This is a genomic window from Bacillus cereus group sp. MYBK227-1, from assembly GCF_051916325.1.
GTDB classification, from domain to species: domain Bacteria; phylum Bacillota; class Bacilli; order Bacillales; family Bacillaceae_G; genus Bacillus_A; species Bacillus_A cereus.
Window position 1 is genome coordinate 1,006,433 of the sequence record NZ_JBQAGK010000001.1, and the last position, 23,509, is coordinate 1,029,941.

Below are 23,509 nucleotides of genomic sequence, written 5' to 3' on the forward strand. Positions count from 1 at the left end.
AAAAACGGTAAGTGGAGTGCACCCGCTTGCCGTTTCCATTTTCAGTTGATTCTGTCACAACATATGTTTATCAATTTAAGAGGTAATCTTCCGAAATTCCTAATGAAGTTAAAATAAGAGATCAACAAAAAATATGTTACAACCTTGGCGTGGTAGTAACGGAATTTATAACTCTCTTTTACACGATAAAAAGACTGGGTTTGATACATTTTTATTCGAAAGAGATGTAGATGGTAAAAAGCAAGTAGTAGTATTTAGGAGAAGGGACATAAGGTGATGCTCTTTTTGGAGAAGGTGTACTAGATCTTACTACCGATATTGATTATATATGGGGGGAAATAAGTTGAAAAGCATTGAAGTTCTAAATACATATATTGAAGGGAGTTCTGTTTCAATCCCTACGTGGTTAAAGCATCTAATTGAGGCAGAGGAGATACATCAAAACTATGAGAATGTACAAGTACTTGGTGCATTAAAAACAGATGCGGTGTTGTACTATGTATACCGTACGCTGCAAGTGTTGGATGGACTGTCTTTAGATGAAGAAGCATATCGTATTATTGAAAAGGTACTAACGTATAGTGAGCTTGCAAAGGTAGGATCTTTAAAACAGCGGGAGCAATGGAAGAAAAAAGGGATTAATCTATTGGTACATAACGAGGGTTCTGCTGATATCTTTAGTGATATTCAGTTTATTGAACGTGTAGAGACAAACTTAAACTCTACTGAGTATTTGTTTATTCAAGATTTAATTAGAACACATGGATTAATCGGGCAGTATATACGCGGGGAGGCTCGTTTGGACTCTCATGTTGATTTAATTAACACATATAAAGAAGAATACGGAGACGTTAGGTTAAAGGAGATTCTATACTATCTTAACCAATGCATTATTGAGGGCGTATCAAAAGCTTTGTGGAGTGAAGTGAAGAACGATGTGAAGATTACAATTGATGGTCTGTTTGATGGTTATATGGAGCCATTTACTTCTCGTATACATAGACTCACGCCAAAACATAAGGAGTCAGCATTTGAAAAAGATATAATTATGGGGAGCGAGAAGGGTGACGTTCAAACATTCCTATCTAATAAGGATTTGTGGTATGTAGAACCTTCTATGCATGCTCTTAGCTTTGAGGATATTTGGACAGTTTTTGTTATGTTAAAGAATGAGATAGGCACTAGAAAAGTTCAGCATATACATTTCGAGAAATTGATGCAGCAGCTACATTATGATTTCAAAGGCGAAAAAAAGGACAACGTGTATCGTAAGCGAGTTATTGAGAAGTATCTACGGGAGTACCGTGAGAACGAGAAACCGAATACAACGCATGTTTCTTTTCAGGTTAAAGTCGATGAAGATATGAAGACTGCGTATGTGTCGTTTCGGTTTTCTGCTGTAGGTGAGGCGTTAATTACCTTCTGTGTAGAGGCAGAAAAGATAGATATGATGCATGCTCGGGCAAATGTGCTGCTGTTTGATTTCTTCGGGTTACGAAAGGATGCATATGATAGATTCCATAACGAAGAAGTGTATCTGGAGCATATGAATAGCTCGGCTGATGATAAACGAATTATTCTTGATTATATAAAGGGAGATACGATTGTAGATGTCGGAGCCGGTGGTGGTGTCATGCTAGACATGATTGAAGAAGAGACCGAGGATAAACGAATCTACGGTATCGATATTTCCGAAAACGTGATTGATACGTTGAAAAAGAAGAAGCAGGACGAGGGGCGTTCTTGGAACGTCATTAAAGGGGATGCAATCAATTTAAGCAGCTCATTTGAAAAAGAATCGGTTGATACGATTGTATATTCTTCTATCCTTCATGAGCTGTTCTCTTATATCGAGTATGAAGGTAGGAAATTTAATCATGAAGTAATTAAAAAGGGGCTGCAGAGTGCTTATGAGGTGTTAAAGCCAGGAGGCCGTATTATCATTCGTGATGGCATCATGACCGAAGATAAAAGGTTAATGCGGGTGATTCGTTTTAAAGATGCAGGCGGAATGAAGTTCTTAGAGCAGTATGTCCAAGAATTTAAGGGGCGTATAATCCAGTATGAGGTACTTGCAGACAATACAGTCAAAATGCCTGTTAATGATGCAATGGAGTTCTTATATACGTATACTTGGGGTGAGGATTCCTTTGTTCATGAAGTGCAGGAGCAGTTTGGAATTTTTACGCCAAACGACTATAAGGACTTCGTAAAGGGTATCTTTGGAGATAAAGTAAATATCGTTCAAGCTATGAACTATTTGCAGGATGGATATACAAACCATCTTAGCGAGAAAATCGAGTTTACAGATGAGTCTGGGAATGCTGTTACGCTACCAGATAGTACGTTCTTTATGGTTTTAGAAAAGAGGTAATGATGTTGAAAGACTTTAAAAATATAATTTTAAGAAACTTAATTTAATAGTCTTCAGTTAAATAGCGTATTTTTAGAGTAATGAAAAATTCCTAATTTCTTAACTTTATACCGAGAAACATATCCAAGTGGGGTATTGACGATTAAAACCGGGAATATTAGAACAAATTCGCTAGCTGAAATCTATCGAAACTCCCCTGTTTTTCAAAATCTTCGTAATCCTGACAAGTATAAGGGAAAGTGTGGTGTTTGTGAGTTTCGATATGTTTGTGGGGGATCTCGTTCTAGAGCATATGCAATGACGGGGGATTATATGGAAAGTGAGCCTTTCTGCGTATACGTACCAAAAGCATTGCGAAAACAGAAAAAGAACATAAAAAAGGGCTATGAGTAAAAGCTTACTCACAGCCCTTTTTTAATGTTTTATAATGTATAGTACTTCGCATCCGTCATTAAAAATTCGCTACCTATAACTGTTGTACTGAAACAAGTTTTTTACACATGTATTCTACTAAACCGATTTTAATAAAGAATAAAAATTCGTATCATAGGGAATGTCATCTTGATACATATAATTTTTTAGAACGCCTTCTTTTTCAAAGCCTAATTTTAATAGTACTTTATTGGAAGCTTCATTTTCAAGAAATACAATTGCTCCGATCCGCTTTAAATGAATCGTATGGAAACCGTATGATATAACCTCAGAAACAGCTTCAGTCGCATATCCTTGTCCCCAGTGTTCAGGCAAAAAGGCATAACTTATATTGGCTCGTTTATGCTCAGAAGACCAATCGTGAAAACCAATGGTACCGATGAGTTCTTTCTTGTCTTTTAATTCGATTCCCCATTTTATACCGTTTCTTGCATTGTAACTCAACTTAAAGTTATGAATGATTTGTTTCACTTGATCAACATCTTGTAACGGTTTTTGGCCATAATAGCGCAGTACATTAGTATTAGAAAAGCATTGTAGTATACGCGGTGCATCTTCTTCGGTAAGTTCTCTTAAAATAAGTCTTTCAGTTTTTAATAAAGGAAACATATTTTCGCTCCTTTTCACATGAAAATAGAATGTATTTGTTATTATATAATTTAATCTGAAAATAAAGATTATTCAAGGTGTAAGGAAGTTATTGGCTGGAAATAGATTGTAAAATTTATTTTAAAAAGACTTTATAGGATTAATACAAATAATGAAAAAAAGGGTACTCCAAATTAAAATTGGAATACCCTTTTTTCATTACCCTACAAATGTTTGATACAGTAAGAAGATATTTAAAACGATAACGAGTGCTGCAATTATCCAAGCGATAAATGTTGTTATACGGTGGTTAACGAGTGCACCCATAATCTTTTTGTTACTTGTAAACATAATAAGTGGCACTAGTGCAAATGCAATACCGAATGATAAGACGACTTGGCTCATGACTAGAGCGTAAGTTGGATTTACACCTAAAGCGATAATAACTAATGGTGGAATCATTGTAATAAATCGGCGTAAGTATAACGGAATATGCATGCGAATGAAACCTTGCATAATAATATCACCCGACATTGTACCGACAGAAGAGCTAGATAGCCCTGCTGATAAGAGCCCAATTCCAAACAAAGCAGCTGATACAGGACCTACTAAGTTGGTAAATTGAGTGTAAGCAACATCTAAATCTTCAACGTGCAAGCCGTTTTTAAAGAATAGTGCAGCAGCAACAATTAACATACTTGCATTAATTGCTCCAGCAATAACCATTGCAATAATAATATCGATAAATTCGAAACGAAAAATCTTTTTCTTTTGTTCGTCAGTTGTTCCGACCACACGGCGTTGTGTTAATGCAGAATGCAAGTATATTGCATGCGGCATAACTGTCGCACCTAAAATCCCTGCTGCAAGTAATATACTGTCTACACCTTGGAATTTTGGAATAAATAGTCCTGAAAGAAGGGGACTTAATTCTGGTTTTGCATAAAAAACTTGAATCCCAAAAGCAATTACTACAATGAAAATCATTCCTGTAATAATAGCTTCTAGTGGACGAAATCCTCTACGTTGAAATTCAAGGATAATAAATGATCCGGCTGCTGTAATTAAAGCGGCAGGTAGCATCGGGATTCCAAATAGTAAGTAAAGCCCCAATGCAGCTCCAATAAATTCCGCTAAATCTGTAGCCATAATAACTAGTTCACCTTGTATCCATAAACCGATAGACACAGGCTTTGGAAAGTTTTCACGAGCTATTTCGGGTAAATTGTTTCCTGTAGCAATTCCTAATTTAGCTGATAAAGTTTGGATTAATACAGCCATTAAGTTAGAGGCGAGTATAACCCATAATAGTAAATATCCATATTGTGAACCAGCTGCGATATTTGTAGCAAAGTTGCCAGGATCAATATAAGCAACGGACGCTATAAAAGCGGGTCCTAAAAATGGTAACAGTCTTTTCCAGCCTTTTGTTTCTCCACTTAAAGCTAAGTGAGCTGATTGTACGGTTGTACTTTCAGAAGGGAGATGTTCATCTTTTGTTATATCTTTATTCATAGTAGTTTTCCCCTTTAAAATGTTAACTTGATGAAATTATTGTATTTATTCTTACTCATTATTTCAATACATTTAGATATGTTATATGATAATTTCATTTGAACACGAAAGTTTCCTTAATGCAAATTATATGCCTTTATGCAATGGATGGTGTGATAACGTAAAATAAATTGGGAGTTTATGGTGTGATGACGTGGGGAAACATAATAAATTAAAGGGTCAATTTTGAAATTTATGTGAACATAAAGCCGATAATCCAGCATATTAATTGATGGAATTGCATTTGTATGATATATAATATATTGGGATTACAACATAACCATAGTGTTTTGATGTGTAATCTTGTTTTTTATTTTTGTTAACTGATAGAAAATAGTATAAAGAAAAGAAAATGGGATTCATTTTCTTATTATATATGTTTTGATATGAACGTTAACTTATACATGATTTTAAAAATTAGATAGGTGGTAGAAATACATTGGCAACTACAAAACCATACAGAGTATTACTATATTACATGTACACAACAATTGAAAACCCAGAAGAATTCGCGGCAGAGCATTTAGAATTTTGTAATTCACTTGAATTAAAAGGAAGAATTCTTGTAGCGAAAGAAGGTATTAACGGAACTTGTTCTGGAACTGTAGAACAAACAGAGAAATACATGGAAGCAATGAACAATGATCCACGTTTTGACGGTATCGTATTTAAAATAGATGAAGCTGATGGTCATGCATTCAAGAAAATGCACGTGCGTCCTCGTCCAGAGTTAGTTACACTTCGTCTAGAAGATGACATTAACCCACACGAAATAACTGGGAAGTATTTAGAGCCAAAAGATTTTTATGAAGCAATGAAACAAGAAGATACAGTTATCATTGATGCACGAAATGATTATGAGTTTGATTTAGGTCACTTCAAAGGTGCGATTAAACCTGATATCGAATCATTCCGTGAATTACCAGATTGGATTCGTGAAAATAAAGAAGTACTTGAAGGTAAAAAGATTTTAACTTATTGTACAGGCGGAATTCGTTGTGAGAAGTTTTCTGGTTGGTTAGTTCGTGAAGGCTATGAAGATGTAAGTCAGCTTCACGGCGGAATTGTAACGTACGGAAAAGACCCAGAGGTACAAGGTGAGCTTTGGGATGGACAATGTTACGTGTTCGATGAGCGTATTGCTGTACCAGTAAACCAAAAAGAACATGTTATCGTTGGTAAAGACCACTTTACAGGTGAACCTTGTGAGCGCTATGTAAACTGTTCAAATCCAGAATGTAATAAGAAAATTTTATGTTCTGAAGAAAACGAAGCGAAATATTTACGTGCATGTTCTCATGAATGTCGTGTAAGTCCACGTAACCGCTACGTAATACAACATGAATTAACGGAAGAGCAAGTAGCTGCTGCATTAGAGCAAATCGAAGCAGGGAAGTAAACTGAATTCGTATAATAAAAGGGGTACTCCAAGTTTTATTTTGGAGCACCCTTTTTTTATTATCCGGTCCTGTCATTTGTCGGTAAGTCGATATATTAAAAAAATCGCTGATATATTTCGAGTTGCGCCGATATAATCGGAAAATCGCTCATAAAAATTTCACTTACTGCAGCGCACCAAGAATTTGAAAATAACCTTTTTTAATTTTTATCTTCTTTCTCTTTAACGGCAGAAAGTACAGTTTGTTTTACCCAAGCTTTTCTTCGTTTATGTTGTAGACCCCATTGGTATAAACTTTGGGCTCCTAAAATAAGTGAAATGACAATGCCGCTAATCGCAATTAATAGAGCGAAAAATTCAAGAGGTGACGATATTTTGTTTGAATCGGTGTTTCTTAAAAGGTCAATCATAGTAAACCCTAACATTTGGCCCACTACAGAGTAGAGCGTTAAAATTAACAATAAGAGGCTATCTTTTTTAGAGGCGACATTTTCTTGATATTTAAACAAACTATCAAGATTTTGTTTCGCGTTCGAGTATAGAACCTCAATATTAAAAAGTTTTCTTAAACGAAAGAAAATATCTTCACTTTGTGATTGGGATACTAATTCTAAAGAAAAATAATTAGCAGTGAACGAATTGATCGAATAAATTAATTTCTCTATTTCATTAGTATCTTGTTCAATGTTTAGCTCAGCATAGGCGTTAGCCATTTTTAATAAAACAATTTTATGGAATAGGTTTAATAATAAAGCGTAATAAAATTCTCCGTACATTTGACTAGCAAGTTTAGCGATTTTACGTTCTCCTTCATTTGTTACACATGTAAAAATATGTTCTTCCATTATGAAATAACGATTTGGAGCCCATCTCTGGTAAGCGTGTTTTTTTAAATAGTCATGAATGTAAGGAAGGTTATTTGCGCTCACATATGGCTTACCATCACTTGTTAATCCGGAAAGACTAGAAGTACGATAAACATCCACTTCATTAAGCTCCATACCTTCTTTTAGTGACAATAAAGTTTGGACGTACATTCTTTGGTCTTCGAAGAAAGGGAAGGTTTGAAAGTATGAACTTCTTAATCTCTTCTTTTCAAAGAAATCAGTTACGCCATGAAATAAATAACCAAAAATGAATTTTTCAACTTGGGAATACTTTTTTCCGTTACATTCAATACAAATAGTTTCATTTGTATCATTTTTAGTTTCAAGTACACGGAAGCGAGCAGCGAATTCGATTGCTTCAGATAAAGTCATGTTTGGAGCAGTGTTTACTTCTGTTCGAATTGTTAAGAAGCCAAGTTCATAAGGACAAAGTGTGACATCAATAGAGTGTATCTTGAATGGGATTGAAATACGGTTTGTTGTTAAATGTCCAGTTAAGTTAAGGTCCTTTGAATAACGTTGCAAGCCCTTTTGATGCTCTGAGTGAGGAAAGAGAATTTTATTTGTAAATGAAAGATAGTATGCTTCCATATTTTGATGTGAAACTTTAAACTCCCCATAATATGTATTTTCATCATCGAGATGATCGAGCCGAAAAGGACGAAAATCGTTTTTTTGTAAGAAAGGGAACATCTCTTGTTCATATCCAGCTTTAAACGAAAACGGGAATATAAATTGAAATATAGCTGTTGCTACACCTTTTTCCTCAATTGATTGTATTGCCTCCATCTACATTGTGTCCTTTCCATATATGCTATAGAAACAACATGCCCAAATTTATTTGAAAATAACCACTCTTTTATACTCAATTGAGAGTGAAAATTCAGCTTATTTAGCAGAGGACATGTATAATGTTATGTATACTAAAAGTTATAAAATTTTATTTTGAAAAGGGGGATGCTGTATGCGGATTTTAGTATTAGGCGCTGGTGGAGTCGGAGGATTTTTTGGTGGCAGATTAGTCGAAAAGGGAGAAGATGTCACGTTTCTTGTCCGTAGTAAACGGAAAAAACAATTAGAGGAAAGAGGACTTGTAATCCGAAGTGTTAACGGGGATTTTTCCTTCCGACCGAAATTAATAACGAAAGAAGAGCGAACTTCTCCATTTGATGTTATTTTATTTTCAACAAAAGCGTATCACTTAAACGAGGCAATTCAAGATTTGAAGCCGTTTGTTGGCGAAAATACTGTAATCATTCCATTGTTAAATGGTATCGCTCATTTATCGCTATTACAAAAAGAATTCGGCGAAGAAAAAGTAATTGGCGGTTTATGCTTTATCGAGACGACGTTAAACGATCAAGGAGAAATTGTACAAACCAGCGCTGCCAACAGACTTGTGTTTGGAGAAATTAAGTCTCAAAATTCAGAGAGAGTAAAGCATATTTCTAAAGCATTTTCAGGTACGAAATCTAGTTTTGTTTTAAGTGAAAATATTACGCAAGATATGTGGCATAAATATTTATTTATTACTGTAATGTCAGGTGTGACAACGTTAATGCGTGCACCAATTGGACCAATCCGTGAAAGTGAAGGCGGCCGTGATTTTATCCGTAATGTGTTTGAGGAATCTGTACAAATCATGAGAGTATTAGGAGCTCCAGTAAAGGCTAATATTGCCCAGGAACATATGAAAACGATTGATAAAATTTCGTATGATATGAAGTCATCAATGCAACGTGATATGGAAAAGGGTTCGTTTATTGAAGGGAAGCACTTGCAAGGATATTTACTGGATGTAGCAGAGAAATTTTCTATAGCGGCACCATTATTAGAATCTATATATCAAAATTTAAAGGTGTATGAAGAGATGACCTTTAACAAATCTGTAATAGAATTAGATGTATGAAAAAATAAAAAAGATAGCAATATATAAGTGTATTGCTATCTTTTTTATTTTTTTGTATGACAAATTATTTATTTCTTTTCGTTCTATCTGTCAAATTTATTTCCTGTTCACGTTTACCATATAACTGATTAATTTCATTTGCTACTGCATCTAAATATGAATCGGAAAAAATAGGCTTCTTTTCTTTAGACATATGGGTCTCCTTTGCGGATTTTTAATATTCATTATGTATATTTCTCAGCGGATTATGCGCAATCATTTTAATTTTTTTCTTATTAAAAATTTTTGTTTACTTTTTGAAAATAAAGGAGTATTATAATCCACAGTTTCAATTTTCTAAATCGCTGAAACCGCATGGTACGGGGGACCCGTTTTTACGGATTAGTACATAATCCGATGGGGTGAATCCTTGAAAAAGGTAGGGCTACTCATAGGCCCGAATCCGACAGCTAACCTCGTAAGCGTTATATTGAGAAGGAAGGTGGAGCTTGTGCGACAAAAAAAATAATGTCTACAAGTCTATTTCGCTATGGCTTGTAGACATTTTTTGTTTTCTGAAGAAATCGTTTACTGGCTGTAACAAGCAGAAAAGTTCGTACAAAATTATTGGAGAGTGGACAGCATTGGTTTCATCTATTAAAAGATTTTTAATTGGAAGACCGTTAAAATCAACAGAGCTTGGAGAACAAAAGCTTAATAAAACGAAAGCTTTAGCTATTTTATCTTCTGACGCATTGTCATCAGTTGCTTACGGTCCAGAACAAATTTTAATTGCTTTAGCAGGTGTGGGAGCGATCGCTTATTGGTATTCCATTCCGATCGCTGTTGGGGTATTAGTATTATTGACAGCCCTTATTTTATCTTATCGTCAAATTATTTTTGCTTATCCGCATGGCGGGGGAGCGTATGTTGTATCAAAAGAAAATTTAGGGATGAATCCAGGCTTAATTGCTGGAGGATCTTTATTAGTCGACTATATTTTAACTGTTGCGGTAAGTGTATCTGCAGGTACAGATGCGCTAACATCTGCTTTTCCTAGTTTACATGCACATAATGTAATCATTGCGATTATATTTGTTATATTTATTACGATCTTAAATTTAAGAGGAGTAACGGAATCAGCTTCTGTTTTAGCATATCCTGTTTATTTATTTGTTTTAGCCCTATTTATATTAATTGGTGTAGGCATATATAATATTTTGACTGGTCACGTTTCACCAACTTTACACACGCCGATCGGAACGCCGGTTGCGGGTATTAGTTTGTTTTTACTGTTAAGAGCATTTGCATCAGGTAGTTCTGCTTTAACAGGTGTTGAAGCAATTTCAAACGCAATTCCGAACTTTAAAGATCCTGCGCCAAACAATGCTGCAAAAACATTGCTTGCAATGGGTGCATTACTTGCTGTGTTATTTTCAGGAATTGTATTTTTAGCTTATTATTACGGAGTAACGCCGAGTAAAGAAGTAACAGTTGTTTCTCAAATTGCTGAACAAACATTTGGACGTAATTTCATGTACTATTTCATACAAGGTACAACAGCTTTAATATTAATTCTCGCAGCTAATACAGGCTATTCTGCATTTCCTTTATTAGCGGTTAACCTCGCAAAAGATAAATTCATACCGAGAATGTTTACGATTAGAGGAGACCGTCTAGGTTACTCAAACGGTATTATAATACTTGGAGTTGCTTCGATTATTTTAATTGTAGCTTTCCAAGGACAAACAGAACATTTAATTCCGTTATATGCAGTAGGGGTATTTATTCCATTTACACTTTCTCAAACAGGGATGGTATTAAAGTGGCTTCGCGAAAAACCTGAAGGATGGGTTTTAAAATTAACGGTTAATTTAATTGGTGCAGTTATTAGTTTTATCGTAATGAGCATGTTCTTTTTAACTAAATTTGCACAAGTTTGGTCGATTCTTATTTTCTTACCTGCTATTATCTTCTTGTTTCATCGAATTAAGAAGCATTATGATGCAGTGGGTGATCAATTAAGTTTAAAAACTTGTGAACCTCTTATTCCAATTGAGGGGAATGTAATTGTCGTTCCTGTAGCAGGTATGACGCATGTAGTAGAAAATTCATTGAACTATGCGAAATCACTTTCTGCAGATCAAGTTATCGCTGTATATGTTGCTTTTGACAGAGAAGAGGAAAAGAAATTTGAAGAGAAATGGAAGGTGTGGCAACCTGAAGTAAGGCTTGTTACATTACATTCTCATTATAGAAGTATTATTCAGCCGTTAACGAAGTTCATTGATACAGTGCAATATAAGGCAAGTGAATCGAATTACCGCGTTACGGTCGTTATACCACAGTTCATTCCGAAAAAAGGTTGGCATAACATTCTTCATAATCAATCCAGTTTACTCATACGTGCGTATTTACTTTATAAAAGAAATGTTGTTATTACGACAGTTCCATATCATTTGAAAAAATAAGAAGATTTTTGAAGGATAGCTTCGTGAAAATGAAGCTATCCTTTTTGTGTATATGCTATGCATAATTGCATATGAGTTTAAAAATTATATCGATATAATTTTATCGGTTATTTGCAAGTAGTGTTTTCTGTTGTGATATGTAGATATTTCAATCAATAAAGTGAATCGGATTATATTTTGAAATAAGGACATGAAAGCTTGAAAATAAAGGGAATGAAAATACTTCTTTACGTTATATAAACAGCTGTGTTTAAATGACCTTACAGTACAAAACATATATGAAAACAAAACGAAATTTCATATTTACGCATGTTGTTTAGTTTGAAATGAATAATATTTTTACGTAATATATTCACTATGTGAATGTGGGAATTTCTATAAAATAGAAAATTTATACAATATTATTCATACTAAACACATATGAAAAATAATAAAATGTTTTGTGACGATAAGTAAGTACTGTAGCAATACGAGAGAGGTGGTTCATACATGGATCACGGTGAGAACGTTCTCTATTTTAATCATCTCAAATTATGGGCAAGAAAATAGAATAATAAAATGCGATAGTAATAGTTGCTAATACATAGGAGGAGTTAAAGTGAAAAAGACTTTAATTACAGGGTTATTGGTTACAGCAGTATCTACGAGTTGCTTCATTCCTGTAAGCGCTTACGCTAAGGAGGGGCAAACAGAAGTGAAAACAGTATATGCGCAAAATGTAATTGCTCCAAATACATTATCCAATTCAATTAGAATGTTAGGATCACAATCACCGCTTATTCAAGCATACGGATTAATTATCTTGCAACAGCCAGACATTAAGGTAAATGCGATGAGTAGCTTAACGAATCATCAAAAGTTTGCAAAGGCGAATGTACGAGAATGGATTGATGAATATAATCCGAAGCTAATTGACTTAAATCAAGAAATGATGAGATACAGCACTAGATTTAATAGCTATTATAGTAAGCTCTATGAACTAGCAGGAAACGTAAATGAAGATCAGCAAGCAAAAGCAGATTTTATGAGTGCATATGGAAAATTACAATTGCAAGTACAAAGCATCCAAGAGAGTATGGAGCAAGATTTATTAGAGTTAAATCGATTTAAAACAGTATTAGACAAAGATAGTAACAACTTATCAATTAAAGCCGATGAAGCAATAAAAACACTGCAAGGATCAAGTGGAGATATTGTGAAATTAAGAGAAGATATTAAAAGAATTCAAGGGGAAATTCAAGCTGAACTAACTACTATTTTGAATAGACCTCAAGAAATCATTAAAGGTTCTATTAATATCGGTAAACAAGTATTTACAATCACAAATCAAACTGCACAAACGAAAACAATCGATTTTGTTTCTATCGGTACTTTAAGTAATGAAATTGTAAATGCTGCAGATAGTCAAACGAGAGAAGCAGCTCTTCGCATTCAACAAAAGCAAAAAGAGTTATTACCACTTATTCAAAAGTTATCACAAACTGAAGCAGAGGCGACTCAAATTACATTCGTTGAAGATCAAGTAAATAGCTTTACAGAATTAATTGATCGTCAAATTACAACTTTAGAAACGTTATTAACGGATTGGAAAGTTTTAAATAATAATATGATTCAAATTCAAACAAATGTTGAAGAAGGTACGTATACAGACAGTAGTTTACTTCAAAAACATTTCAATCAAATTAAAAAAGTAAGTGATGAAATGAATAAGCAAACAAATCAATTTGAAGATTACGTTACAAACGTTGAAGTACATTAAACAGAAAAATAATTAGCGATATAGGGAGAGAAGAAAAATGACAAAAAAACCTTATAAAGTAATGGCTCTATCAGCACTGATGGCAGTATTTGCAGCAGGAAATATTATGCCGGCTCATACGTATGCAGCTGAAAGTACAGTGAAACAAGCTCCAGTTCATGCGGTAGCAAAAGCTTATAATGACTATGAAGAATACTCATTAGGACCAGAAGGCTTGAAAGATGCAATGGAAAGAACAGGTTCAAATGCTTTAGTAATGGATCTGTACGCTTTAACAATTATTAAACAAGGTAATGTTAACTTTGGAAATGTATCGTCTGTTGATGCGGCTTTAAAAGGGAAAGTAATTCAGCACCAAGATACAGCTAGAGGAAATGCGAAGCAATGGTTAGATGTATTAAAACCACAGCTTATTTCAACGAATCAAAATATCATTAACTACAATACGAAATTCCAAAACTATTATGATACTTTAGTTGCTGCAGTTGATGCAAAGGATAAAGCGACTCTTACGAAAGGCTTAACTAGATTATCAAGTAGTATTAATGAAAATAAAGCGCAAGTGGATCAGTTAGTAGAAGACTTGAAGAAATTCCGAAATAAAATGACTTCGGATACGCAAAACTTCAAGGGTGATGCAAATCAAATTACATCTATATTAGCTAGTCAAGATGCAGGAATTCCGCTTCTGCAAAATCAAATTACAACGTACAATGAAGCGATTAGTAAATATAATGCAATTATTATCGGTTCATCTGTTGCGACAGCTCTAGGACCAATTGCAATTATCGGTGGTGCAGTAGTTATTGCTACGGGTGCAGGAACACCGCTAGGAGTAGCATTAATTGCAGGTGGTGCAGCAGCTGTAGGCGGTGGTACAGCTGGAATCGTATTAGCGAAGAAAGAGCTTGATAATGCACAAGCAGAAATTCAAAAGATAACAGGACAAGTTACAACTGCGCAATTAGAAGTAGCAGGATTAACGAACATTAAAACACAAACAGAGTATTTAACAAATACAATTGATACTGCAATTACAGCGTTACAAAATATTTCAAACCAATGGTACACAATGGGATCAAAATACAATTCTTTACTTCAAAATGTGGATTCAATTAGTCCAAACGATCTTGTTTTCATTAAAGAAGATTTAAACATTGCGAAAGATAGCTGGAAAAACATTAAAGACTATGCAGAAAAGATTTATGCTGAAGATATTAAAGTAGTAGATACGAAAAAAGCATAATCGAATACGAATCGTTAGGGCGTTAAGTGTTGATGAATGATTTGAAGCTCCTGTTCAGTTGTGAGCAGGAGCTTTTGATATCCTTATAAAGAGAATAGGTGAAAAATATGCAGAAACGATTTTATAAAAAATGTCTTTTAGCGGTAATGATTGCTGGGGTGGCAACGAGTAACGCATTTCCTTTACATCCTTTTGCAGCAGAACAAAATGTAACGGTGCTACAAGAAAATGTGAAAAACTATTCTCTTGGACCAGCAGGATTCCAAGATGTAATGGCACAAACGACATCAAGCATATTTGCAATGGATTCATATGCAAAATTAATTCAAAATCAACAAGAGACGGATTTAAGTAAAATAAGTTCGATTAATAGTGAATTTAAAGGAAATATGATTCAGCATCAAAGAGATGCAAAAATTAATGCAGCATATTGGTTAAATAATATGAAGCCTCAAATTATGAAAACAGATCAAAATATTATAAATTACAATAATACTTTTCAATCGTATTATAATGACATGTTAATAGCGATTGATCAAAAGGATAGCGGAAAATTAAAAGCGGATTTAGAAAAGTTGTATGCAGATATTGTAAAGAATCAAAATGAGGTAGATGGATTATTAGGAAATTTGAAAGCTTTTCGCAATAGAATGGCGAAAGATACAAATAGTTTCAAAGAAGATACAAATCAGTTAACAGCGATATTGGCAAGTACGAATGCTGGTATTCCAGCTCTAGAGCAACAAATAAATACATATAACGATTCGATTAAAAAGAGTAATGATATGGTCATTGCTGGTGGCGTACTTTGTGTAGCATTAATAACATGTCTTGCTGGCGGGCCAATGATCGCGGTTGCGAAAAAAGATATCGCAAATGCAGAAAGAGAAATCGCTAATTTAAAAGATAGAATTTCAGGAGCGCAAGCAGAAGTCTTAATTTTGACTGATGTAAAAAATAAAACAACAAACATGACAGAAACAATTGATGCAGCAATTACAGCACTACAAAACATATCAAATCAATGGTATACAGTAGGTGCAAAATATAATAATTTACTACAAAACGTAAAAGGAATTAGTCCGGAAGAGTTTACGTTTATAAAAGAAGATTTACATACAGCGAAAGATAGCTGGAAAGATGTAAAGGATTATACAGAAAAATTACATGAAGGCGTGGCGAAGTAAACAGTGGACTAGTTCTGCTGTTTATTTTTTTATCCTGTTTTTTGTGAGAGTTGAACTTGCAATTATATATAAGTTTGTCATGTGTTTTATCCATGTGTGTATAAAAATCTTTTCGTTATCGTTCCCTTTGATAGAATCTATTTTTATATGGTTTTTTACCGAATTTTTTAAAAATTAAATTTTATGGCTTGATAATTCATTTAAAATGATTTAATCTTATGTCAAATGATATATTTATCTATCAAAAATGCTTTTGTAAAGATAAAGGAGTGATTGAGAATGTTAAACGCCCCATTGATGGTAAGTCTTTAGGTACAGCAGCATTGAAAAGATTGGGAAGAAATGAGTGAGCTTTCACAATAAAGAACTCTATAACTTTATGTAGTGTTTGATACCCTTCGATTAGATTTTTTGAAAAACAAATCAATATTAATTGAATCAAAGTTTAGAAATTAAATATATGAGTAGTAGAAAAAATCCATTAGTTGTTATCATGTTCTAATAAAAAATGGGAAATGGAAATTCTGAGAAAACTTGTTCAGAAAGTAAGTTAGTGAGGGGAATTCAAAACCAATTTAATAAAAGCGAGGTAAATAATATGACTTTTGAAGAAAAATTACAAGCATATGCAGAACTTACGGTGAAAATCGGTGTCAATATTCAACCAGGGCAATACTTATTAGTCAATACATCAGTGGATGCATTGGATTTCGCCCGTATAGTTGTGAAAGAGGCTTATAAGGCTGGGGCAGGGCGTGTTCATGTTAATTTTTCGGATGAAGAAATGGAACGTGCTTACTTTGATTATGCCTCAGATGAAGAATTTAATCGCTTCCCAGAGTGGATAGTCAAAATGAATGATGAGCTGATCGAACGTAAAGGAGCACTATTAATGATAGATGCTACAGATCCTGATAAATTTACAGGTATTTCATCTGATCGTCTAGCTACCTATCAAAAGGTAGCAGGAGCTGCTCTGAGAAACAATCGCAACGCCGTAATGAAGGATTCAATAGCTTGGTCGATGGTAGCAGTTCCTTCACCAAAGTGGGCATCGAAGGTGTTCCCGGATTTAGCAGCAGAGGATCAAGTACCAGCATTATGGGAGGCTATTTTTAAAGCTGTTCGTATTGGTGAAGGCAGTACTATTGAAAAATGGCGTGAACATGTAACAAATTTAGAATCTCGTGCGGTCCTACTGAACGATAAAAAATATATGAAGCTTCACTATACAGCGCCAGGTACTGATTTAACAATTGCATTAGCACCACAGCATAAATGGGTTACTGGAGGTGGTAAAACTCCTGATGATACTATCTTTATGGCTAATATGCCGACAGAAGAGGTTTATACGTTACCGATGAAACAAGGTGTAAATGGCTATGTAAGCAATACAAAACCATTAGTTTATCAAGGGAATATTATCGATGGCTTTAAACTGACATTTGAAGAAGGAAAAATTGTTAAAGCTGAAGCACAGGTAGGACATGATTTATTACAAGAGCTTATTAATGTGGATGAAGGCTCTTGCTATTTAGGTGAAGTAGCACTTGTACCACATGAATCACCAATTTCAGCATCGGGAATTTTATATTTTAATACATTGTTTGATGAAAATGCATCCAACCATTTAGCGATTGGTAAAGCTTATCCAACTTGCTTAGAGGGTGGAAGAGATTTAGAAAACGATCAGCTTGAAACGTTAGGGGCAAATATTTCAGTAACACATGAGGACTTTATGATTGGCAGCAGTGAGATGGACATCGACGGTATTCTACCAGATGGAACTGTAGAACCAATTTTCTGTAAAGGTAGCTGGGCATTTTAAGTTTTTAATTTGAATAAAGGAGTAGAGTGGATGAAACGGTTACTAAGCATAATTGGTGCAACTATATAGGTGTTTCATCTGCTTTTGCTTAGGCTGAAAACTACCTCTTTAATTAGAAATAAAATGCATGCAAAGGAGATAGGCCAATGAATTTCTGGGAAGTTGTTTTGATAGTAGTGAATTTTAGTCTATTGAGTTGGATACTGTTAATAGGCAGAGAAACGAAAAAGTGGTCTAAATTAGCTACTTTGATTGCCGTTGTAATGGTTACAGTTCAGTTATTGGCAGAAGGTTTTAGGTGGCAGATGATTCCGGCATATGTATCCCCAGTTATCTTAATTTTATGCTATTTATTAGCTGGGCGGAAAAAGGGCTTTAGAAGTTCGGGTATATTCATAGTTAAGACTTCGTTACTATGTATCTATTTGTCTGTAGCAGTTGCGTTACCCTTACTTATGCCAGTATTTTCATTTGAAGAACCAACTGGTCCACATAGGGTCGGTACGAAGCTATATCATTGGGTTGATCATCAGAGAAATGAACCATATTCAAAAAATCCAAACGATCGGCGCGAACTGATGGTGCAAATTTGGTATCCTGCAGCTGAAAAAAGCAAGGGGGATCCAGAACCTTATATTCGTAACATAAATGAGCTCTCCAAGGGATTGGAAAAAACATTGTCTATTCCTGCATTTGCATTCAGCCACATGGAATTGGTAAAGTCTCACTCGTTTATGGATTTACAACTCTCAGACTCAGAGAATCACTATCCCATATTACTCTTCTCTCATGGTTTTAATGGTTTTCGTAATCAAAACACGTTTCAAGTTGAGGAGTTGGCTAGTCAAGGATATATTGTTCTAAGTATCGATCATACCTTTGATGCTGCAGCTACCGTCTTTCCAGGTGGTCGAACTGCTTACGTACAGCCCATCAATTTAACTGATGAAGGAGATAGTCACATAAAATTATGGGAGGAAGATGTCAGCTTTGTCCTTAATCAGATAGAGAAACTTAACGAAAACGATGAGACCGGTTTCTTTACAGGAAGACTGGATACCTCGCGAATTGGAATGTTTGGCCACTCTTACGGTGGAGCTACCGCAGCACAAATACTTGCAAAAGATTCTCGTGTCAAAGCAGCTATCAATATGGATGGTACATTGTATGGTGAAATCTTGCCTGAAAGTGGCATTGGAAAACCATTTCTGCTCATGAATGCAGAAGAGCCTGATGAAGCAGATCCCTTTGAAGTGAGGGAGCGATACGGACGCGGGTTAGCTGGCGGTGGTATGTCAATGGTCATTCCTCATACGGATCATACAAGCTTTACCGATTTACATTTGTTCTCACCTCTGTTGCAGAGCCCAGGTGAAAATCCAAAGGAAGTTCATCGTATTATTAACGAATTCAGCCTGGCATTTTTTGACCAGTATGTAAAACAGAAGGATGACGGCTCAACCCTTAAAAGGCTGATAACCCAATACCCGGAAGTGAATTTTAAAATAAACCGATAACTTTATGCAGAAAGTAACTCGTACCATTTCCTTTGGCTCTTGTATTTATTACATTAAAGAATTTAATTTCTTCATCGTTATCTAAATAATGAAATACTAAAAATGAAACATTCAAAGTACTATCAGTTTCAGGAATATAATTCTTTTTGAAAAGCTACATTCAGCAGCTGGACACTTTATTTGAGATTGTTTATTATAATATCAAATGATATATTTATCTATCAAAAATGACGACTTTATATAGAAAAAGGGAGAGATTGACGATGAAGAAAGACTTGTCAGCGTTGAAGGAAGCGAGATTTAATGCAATTCTTGATTCAGCTACTATATTGCTTGTTGAAAATCCTACTGCTTCGATGAATGAAATTGCGGAATATGCGGGAATTGGAATTGCTACACTCCATCGCTACGTCGAAAGCAGGGAGAAATTGATGCTGTTCTTGGGCCATCGGGCTATACAACTGGTAAGTGATACTGTAAACCAGATTCCACTGGATGAGGAAAGAAGCGAAAACTATATCCCGGAACTCATTGAAGCGTTAATCCCTTTAGGTGACAAAATCTATTTTCTAGGTCATGATGCATCTGTATTTAACAACAAAGAATTAGGTGAAGCAGAAGAGAAGCTGAGGGAACCCTTAAGACGCGTTATTGAATTGCTACAACAAAGAGGTTACTTTCAGCAAACAGTTAGCAGTGAATGGATTTTGAATACGCTTTATGCTCTGCTTTTCCATACCTGGGAACAGGTACATGAAGGAAATGTGGCTAAAAAATCTGCTGCAGAGCTTGTTTTAAATACATTTTATTATGGTTTCAAAGCTAAGGATGAATTGAGAGGGAAGTGAACTGATTCAAATCCATGATAATTAATATTAATAATATAGAAAGTGAAAAGGAGCAATAGGATAATGAATAAAATCTCTATTGTAAAGGCTGTTCATCAATCCATGGTCGGCGCCCAGCTAAATGTAATGGCATTGGAATACATGGCGTTTCCACTTGCAGGATCTGAGGAGAAGAACACAGTCGATTGGACATTTTGTAAGCTATGGCGGCAGGAGAACAACCGTTTTAGTCATCAATACGCCTATGAAGCTCAAATGGACGGGAAAACTTTAGGGATGATTACTTGCTATCCCATACCCGTTTTAAATCGTCTTGCCTGGCCCACTTTTAAACAGCTGCTTTCGTTCCGAAAGCTGGGTTTTGTTGTTTATAACATTCTGAATATCAAAATGCTTTATTCCATGTTTACCTTGAGGGAGGGAGAAGATGACGAGTTTCACATCGGAACAATTGCCTTACTGCCCGAAAGTCGAGGACTAGGGATAGGTACCAGATTAATTGAGTTTGCTGAGGAACAAGCTTCGCTGCAAGGCTTTGCCAAATGCTCTCTAACGGTAAAGAAAGAGAACCAACTTGCCATTAAATTGTATCAGAGGATAGGCTACCAGATTACAGGTGAAATCAATAAACCAAAGTTATCGTTGTACAGAATGGTCAAAAACGTAGAACCTTACAACCATTTATAAAAAATTTGTACAGTATTAGAGGGTACCAGCACATGCCCATAAGCTTAAGGATTCAAAATTACCCCAAAGTAAAAAATGTACATTTTTTATAAGTTAACACAAAATTTTAGCTTGATAGTGATGGGATGAGGCTTCTATATAAAAAAACACAGTTTACACTCAAACTGTGTTTTTTCGACGTATAATGCTTTATCAACATCTCTTTTTATTCTTTAAAATCTGCAACAGAACCAGGCCCCTCCTCAAAGTATAAATTCCAAGGGAGGAACCGTTTTTTTATTTACTTATATACGTACAGCTGTACCACTGACAGCAACCATTAACATTCCATCACGTACAACTTCGTAATCTACGTCAATGCCGACGATAGCGTTCGCACCTTTTTGTTTTGCAAGTTCTTTCATTTCGTCCATTGCAATATCACGAGCGTCTTTTAGCTTACTTTCATAAGCACCAGCACGGCCACCGACAACATCACGAACTGAAGCGAATAAATCGCGGACAATGTTTGCACCCATAATAGCTTCACCATTTACAATATCAATATACTCAATAATTTCTTTACCTTGAATTCCAGAAGTTGTTGTTACAATCATGACTGACACTCTCCTAATAAGTTGTAGTTTTGATAAGATTTCTTATGCCTTAGAAAAAGTGGTTCTGGTGCCAAAAATACTCGATAGAAACATAGAGTATTTTTGCATCAAAACCTTCAATTACATATGTCTTGTTATGACATATGCAATTAAATAAAAGGAATAAAATTGTTTAACATATGTATCGCTATAACATATGCAAGGGATCTATTAGAAATAAGATAAGCCGCAGTAAGCATCACTGTGCCAGGTAAATATATAGCAAGATCCGAAAGTTGATTTGAATGAAGACCTGCAAAAATTATAATCGAAACGATGGATGCAATAGCAGTACCAACATATTCCGAAAAACGATTTACTAATATATGACGAAATATAATTTCTTCAATTATTGGTCCTATAATCCCAAATAGAAGTAATGTGAATATAATAGGCATCTCTGCGCCATTTGTAAGGATCTGTTCTTGGTTCTCTGGCTGACCTGTATTTAGAAAATGCATAATAGAATTTTCCACAATTATCATAAGTAAAACTACCATAGGAATGCTTACTATTTTCAAAATTGTTTTCTCTTTAAAATAAGTAAAACTTTCAATAATTTCTTTCCTAAAGAAAATGATTCCTACAATAGCAGGTACAGTCAAACCGATGGCACTAAGAGCAAATTCTGATTCAACTAAGTTGCTGTTAGTTAAAAGGGAGATGCCAAATAATATGAACAAGCCAATTTGAAGTAGTGCAAACAGTATATAAACTATTAGCATAACAAGTTCTTTTGTATTCATTTTTATAAAGCTCACTTTATTACCTCCATAATGAAATTACTTAGAATCTTTGATTTTTCTTGTTGCATTAGGTTCTCCTTCTAAAATATATTTATTTAATACCGAACCGGACCGTTCGGTTCGGAAACTAATGATACTATAAGTTTCTAGTTTTTTAAACCCCTTTTATAAATTATTAATAAAATAAAAATGGTAAATAACAAATATATTTATATCTCAGTTGCTTATTTACAAGCAAATTTCAGTACTCATTAATTTTTGACAATTAGCTTTTTATAGAATGAAGTGATAAGGCTTTTAACTGCAAGGACTGCGGGAGATATCCTAATATACGAAGTGAAAGTGGGAGTAGTTCAAACACTTTAGCTAAACATATTAATAAAAATTATATATAATAATCATAGTCTATACGTTAAAATTAACTATATATTTTTACACCTTCTACGATTGTAGGTGAAATTAGTTGTATAACAGGACTGAATTAAATAATTGGACATGTTAATTTTGACAGAAAATTCATTTTAATGATATAGGTAATACAATTTGATTACCTCTTTTCAAACTGTATGGTTTGAGGTTCACATAATATAGGGATGGATAATATATTTTTGTTCCAAACTTATTTATACTTACAAAAAAATTCAAGAAAATAGATGGTAAATATCACCTGGAATATTAAGCTCGTTTTTATTAGGAGGATTACAAAGTATGACTAAAGTTGATAAGATTAAAGAAAAAATTATTGAAACATCTTTATATTTATTTAATACTAATGGGATAACTCGCACATCCATACAGGATATAATGACAGCTACTGAACTACCTAAAGGATCTATTTATCGTAGATTCAAAAGTAAAGAAGAAATTGTCCTTGCTGCCTATGACAAAAGTGGTGAGATTATGTGGAGTCATTTTCATAAAGCAATGGAAAATAAAAAGACAGCAATCGATAAAATTCTTGCAATTTTCCTTGTATATCAAGATGCAGCTAATAATCCTCCTATTGCTGGAGGCTGTCCATTACTTAATAGCGCAATTGAAAGTACTGGAGTATTTCCAGAATTACAAAAAGCAGCAGCAAAAGGTTATGATGATACAGTAATGTTAATGGCTTCTCTCATAAAAGAAGGAATAGAGAAACAAGAACTTAAAGAAGATATAGATATTATATCGCTCGCTTCTTTTCTTGCATCTTCAATGGAGGGAGCTATTATGGCAAGTCGCGTATCTAACGATAATATACACCATCATTATTTTATTGAACAAATAAAACATCATCTTTTCTCTTATTCTAAATAAGTGAGAACTTGCAGTGTTTCCATCCGATTTTTATAAACTTAAATTGAATACATACCCCTTATGAACAGTATCTTTTGTTTATGAGGGGTATTTGAATAGCTTTTAGACGATGTTTCATGTTTCTTATTGAACGGCTTTGTTATCGTTACTACAGGAAAAGCAAT

General features: G+C 34.5%; 18 protein-coding genes, 1 pseudogene and 1 riboswitch. Of the genes and pseudogenes, 13 read left to right on the plus strand and 6 right to left on the minus strand.

Annotation, left to right across the window (positions count from 1 at the left end; all coding sequences use genetic code 11):
* Positions 1-328: 328 nt before the first annotated feature.
* Together ACTFRM_RS05425 and ACTFRM_RS05430 are read left to right on the plus strand one after the other, a co-directional pair.
* Positions 329-2,374 (plus strand): class I SAM-dependent methyltransferase, encoded by a 2,046-nt coding sequence (locus ACTFRM_RS05425; protein ID WP_440043114.1) that lies wholly within the window; start codon positions 329-331, stop codon positions 2,372-2,374.
* A gap of 117 nt (positions 2,375-2,491) precedes the next feature.
* Positions 2,492-2,767: pseudogene (locus ACTFRM_RS05430) on the plus strand (SPASM domain-containing protein); the annotation flags it as partial.
* Between the two features lie 117 nt (positions 2,768-2,884).
* On the opposite strand, the gene ACTFRM_RS05435 reads toward ACTFRM_RS05430, so the two are convergent.
* Together ACTFRM_RS05435 and ACTFRM_RS05440 are read right to left on the minus strand one after the other, a co-directional pair.
* Positions 2,885-3,415, minus strand: a complete 531-nt coding sequence (locus ACTFRM_RS05435) for a GNAT family N-acetyltransferase (protein WP_000484224.1) — start codon at positions 3,413-3,415, stop codon at positions 2,885-2,887.
* 198 nt (positions 3,416-3,613) lie between these two features.
* On the minus strand, positions 3,614-4,909 hold the full coding sequence (locus tag ACTFRM_RS05440) for an Nramp family divalent metal transporter (RefSeq protein WP_001030679.1): 1,296 nt from the start codon (positions 4,907-4,909) through the stop codon (positions 3,614-3,616).
* Positions 4,910-5,387: 478 nt separating this feature from the next.
* Between ACTFRM_RS05440 and trhO the strand changes: the two genes are divergently transcribed.
* On the plus strand, positions 5,388-6,347 hold the full coding sequence (trhO, locus tag ACTFRM_RS05445; RefSeq protein ID WP_000246231.1) for an oxygen-dependent tRNA uridine(34) hydroxylase TrhO: 960 nt from the start codon (positions 5,388-5,390) through the stop codon (positions 6,345-6,347).
* 200 nt (positions 6,348-6,547) lie between these two features.
* On the opposite strand, the gene ACTFRM_RS05450 is transcribed toward trhO, so the two are convergent.
* Entirely contained in the window at positions 6,548-8,023 is a 1,476-nt protein-coding gene (locus tag ACTFRM_RS05450) for a hypothetical protein (protein ID WP_000387437.1), read from the minus strand.
* A 175-nt stretch (positions 8,024-8,198) separates the two neighbouring features.
* On the opposite strand from ACTFRM_RS05450, the gene panE reads away from it, so the two are divergent.
* The gene (gene panE, locus ACTFRM_RS05455) at positions 8,199-9,143 is read left to right on the plus strand and encodes a 2-dehydropantoate 2-reductase (RefSeq protein ID WP_001221912.1); all 945 of its coding nucleotides are present in this window, start codon (positions 8,199-8,201) and stop codon (positions 9,141-9,143) included.
* Between the two features lie 64 nt (positions 9,144-9,207).
* Here panE and ACTFRM_RS05460 read toward each other — a convergent pair whose 3' ends face one another.
* Positions 9,208-9,336, minus strand: coding sequence for a hypothetical protein (locus tag ACTFRM_RS05460; RefSeq protein ID WP_000031873.1), 129 nt, complete (start codon positions 9,334-9,336; stop codon positions 9,208-9,210).
* A 139-nt stretch (positions 9,337-9,475) separates the two neighbouring features.
* A riboswitch (cyclic di-AMP (ydaO/yuaA leader) is annotated at positions 9,476-9,622 on the plus strand.
* 144 nt (positions 9,623-9,766) lie between these two features.
* On the opposite strand from ACTFRM_RS05460, the gene ACTFRM_RS05465 reads away from it, so the two are divergent.
* The 8 genes from ACTFRM_RS05465 (at position 9,767) to ACTFRM_RS05500 (ending at position 20,665) form a co-directional block, all read left to right on the plus strand.
* Positions 9,767-11,593, plus strand: a complete 1,827-nt coding sequence (locus ACTFRM_RS05465) for an APC family permease (protein ID WP_000254901.1) — start codon at positions 9,767-9,769, stop codon at positions 11,591-11,593.
* 598 nt (positions 11,594-12,191) lie between these two features.
* Complete coding sequence (gene nheA, locus ACTFRM_RS05470) at positions 12,192-13,352, plus strand: non-hemolytic enterotoxin NHE subunit A (RefSeq protein WP_000751828.1); 1,161 nt, start codon at positions 12,192-12,194, stop codon at positions 13,350-13,352.
* A 37-nt stretch (positions 13,353-13,389) separates the two neighbouring features.
* Entirely contained in the window at positions 13,390-14,598 is a 1,209-nt protein-coding gene (gene nheB, locus ACTFRM_RS05475; protein ID WP_000162968.1) for a non-hemolytic enterotoxin NHE subunit B, read from the plus strand.
* A 107-nt stretch (positions 14,599-14,705) separates the two neighbouring features.
* Positions 14,706-15,785 (plus strand): non-hemolytic enterotoxin NHE subunit C, encoded by a 1,080-nt coding sequence (gene nheC / locus ACTFRM_RS05480; protein WP_001171994.1) that lies wholly within the window; start codon positions 14,706-14,708, stop codon positions 15,783-15,785.
* A 598-nt stretch (positions 15,786-16,383) separates the two neighbouring features.
* On the plus strand, positions 16,384-17,613 hold the full coding sequence (locus tag ACTFRM_RS05485) for an aminopeptidase (protein WP_088362310.1): 1,230 nt from the start codon (positions 16,384-16,386) through the stop codon (positions 17,611-17,613).
* A 146-nt stretch (positions 17,614-17,759) separates the two neighbouring features.
* A complete protein-coding gene (locus ACTFRM_RS05490) occupies positions 17,760-19,130 on the plus strand; it encodes an alpha/beta hydrolase family protein (RefSeq protein WP_001012297.1) in 1,371 nt (456 codons plus the stop codon).
* A gap of 263 nt (positions 19,131-19,393) precedes the next feature.
* Positions 19,394-19,978 (plus strand): TetR/AcrR family transcriptional regulator, encoded by a 585-nt coding sequence (locus tag ACTFRM_RS05495; protein ID WP_000710981.1) that lies wholly within the window; start codon positions 19,394-19,396, stop codon positions 19,976-19,978.
* Positions 19,979-20,041: 63 nt separating this feature from the next.
* Complete coding sequence (locus tag ACTFRM_RS05500; RefSeq protein ID WP_001033857.1) at positions 20,042-20,665, plus strand: GNAT family N-acetyltransferase; 624 nt, start codon at positions 20,042-20,044, stop codon at positions 20,663-20,665.
* Positions 20,666-20,949: 284 nt separating this feature from the next.
* Here ACTFRM_RS05500 and ACTFRM_RS05505 read toward each other — a convergent pair whose 3' ends face one another.
* Positions 20,950-21,261, minus strand: coding sequence for a heavy metal-binding domain-containing protein (locus tag ACTFRM_RS05505; protein WP_000637505.1), 312 nt, complete (start codon positions 21,259-21,261; stop codon positions 20,950-20,952).
* Positions 21,262-21,410: 149 nt separating this feature from the next.
* Positions 21,411-22,061: a CPBP family glutamic-type intramembrane protease gene (locus ACTFRM_RS05510; protein WP_000008141.1), complete on the minus strand. Its 651-nt coding sequence runs from the start codon at positions 22,059-22,061 to the stop codon at positions 21,411-21,413.
* A gap of 693 nt (positions 22,062-22,754) precedes the next feature.
* Between ACTFRM_RS05510 and ACTFRM_RS05515 the strand changes: the two genes are divergently transcribed.
* Entirely contained in the window at positions 22,755-23,345 is a 591-nt protein-coding gene (locus tag ACTFRM_RS05515) for a TetR/AcrR family transcriptional regulator (protein WP_000169640.1), read from the plus strand.
* Positions 23,346-23,509 lie beyond the last annotated feature (164 nt).

Bases quoted from the DNA above. Each gene is read 5' to 3' on its own strand.
- ACTFRM_RS05425 (WP_440043114.1), top strand. From the start codon at position 329: ATGGGGGGAAATAAGTTGAAAAGCATTGAAGTTCTAAATACATATATT.
- ACTFRM_RS05485 (WP_088362310.1), top strand. From the start codon at position 16,384: ATGACTTTTGAAGAAAAATTACAAGCATATGCAGAACTTACGGTGAAA.
- ACTFRM_RS05440 (WP_001030679.1), bottom strand. From the start codon at position 4,909: ATGAATAAAGATATAACAAAAGATGAACATCTCCCTTCTGAAAGTACA.
- ACTFRM_RS05435 (WP_000484224.1), bottom strand. From the start codon at position 3,415: ATGTTTCCTTTATTAAAAACTGAAAGACTTATTTTAAGAGAACTTACC.
- ACTFRM_RS05460 (WP_000031873.1), bottom strand. From the start codon at position 9,336: ATGTCTAAAGAAAAGAAGCCTATTTTTTCCGATTCATATTTAGATGCA.
- ACTFRM_RS05505 (WP_000637505.1), bottom strand. From the start codon at position 21,261: ATGATTGTAACAACAACTTCTGGAATTCAAGGTAAAGAAATTATTGAG.
- ACTFRM_RS05450 (WP_000387437.1), bottom strand. From the start codon at position 8,023: ATGGAGGCAATACAATCAATTGAGGAAAAAGGTGTAGCAACAGCTATA.
- nheC (WP_001171994.1), top strand. From the start codon at position 14,706: ATGCAGAAACGATTTTATAAAAAATGTCTTTTAGCGGTAATGATTGCT.
- ACTFRM_RS05515 (WP_000169640.1), top strand. From the start codon at position 22,755: ATGACTAAAGTTGATAAGATTAAAGAAAAAATTATTGAAACATCTTTA.
- ACTFRM_RS05495 (WP_000710981.1), top strand. From the start codon at position 19,394: ATGAAGAAAGACTTGTCAGCGTTGAAGGAAGCGAGATTTAATGCAATT.
- panE (WP_001221912.1), top strand. From the start codon at position 8,199: ATGCGGATTTTAGTATTAGGCGCTGGTGGAGTCGGAGGATTTTTTGGT.
- ACTFRM_RS05490 (WP_001012297.1), top strand. From the start codon at position 17,760: ATGAATTTCTGGGAAGTTGTTTTGATAGTAGTGAATTTTAGTCTATTG.
- ACTFRM_RS05500 (WP_001033857.1), top strand. From the start codon at position 20,042: ATGAATAAAATCTCTATTGTAAAGGCTGTTCATCAATCCATGGTCGGC.
- nheB (WP_000162968.1), top strand. From the start codon at position 13,390: ATGACAAAAAAACCTTATAAAGTAATGGCTCTATCAGCACTGATGGCA.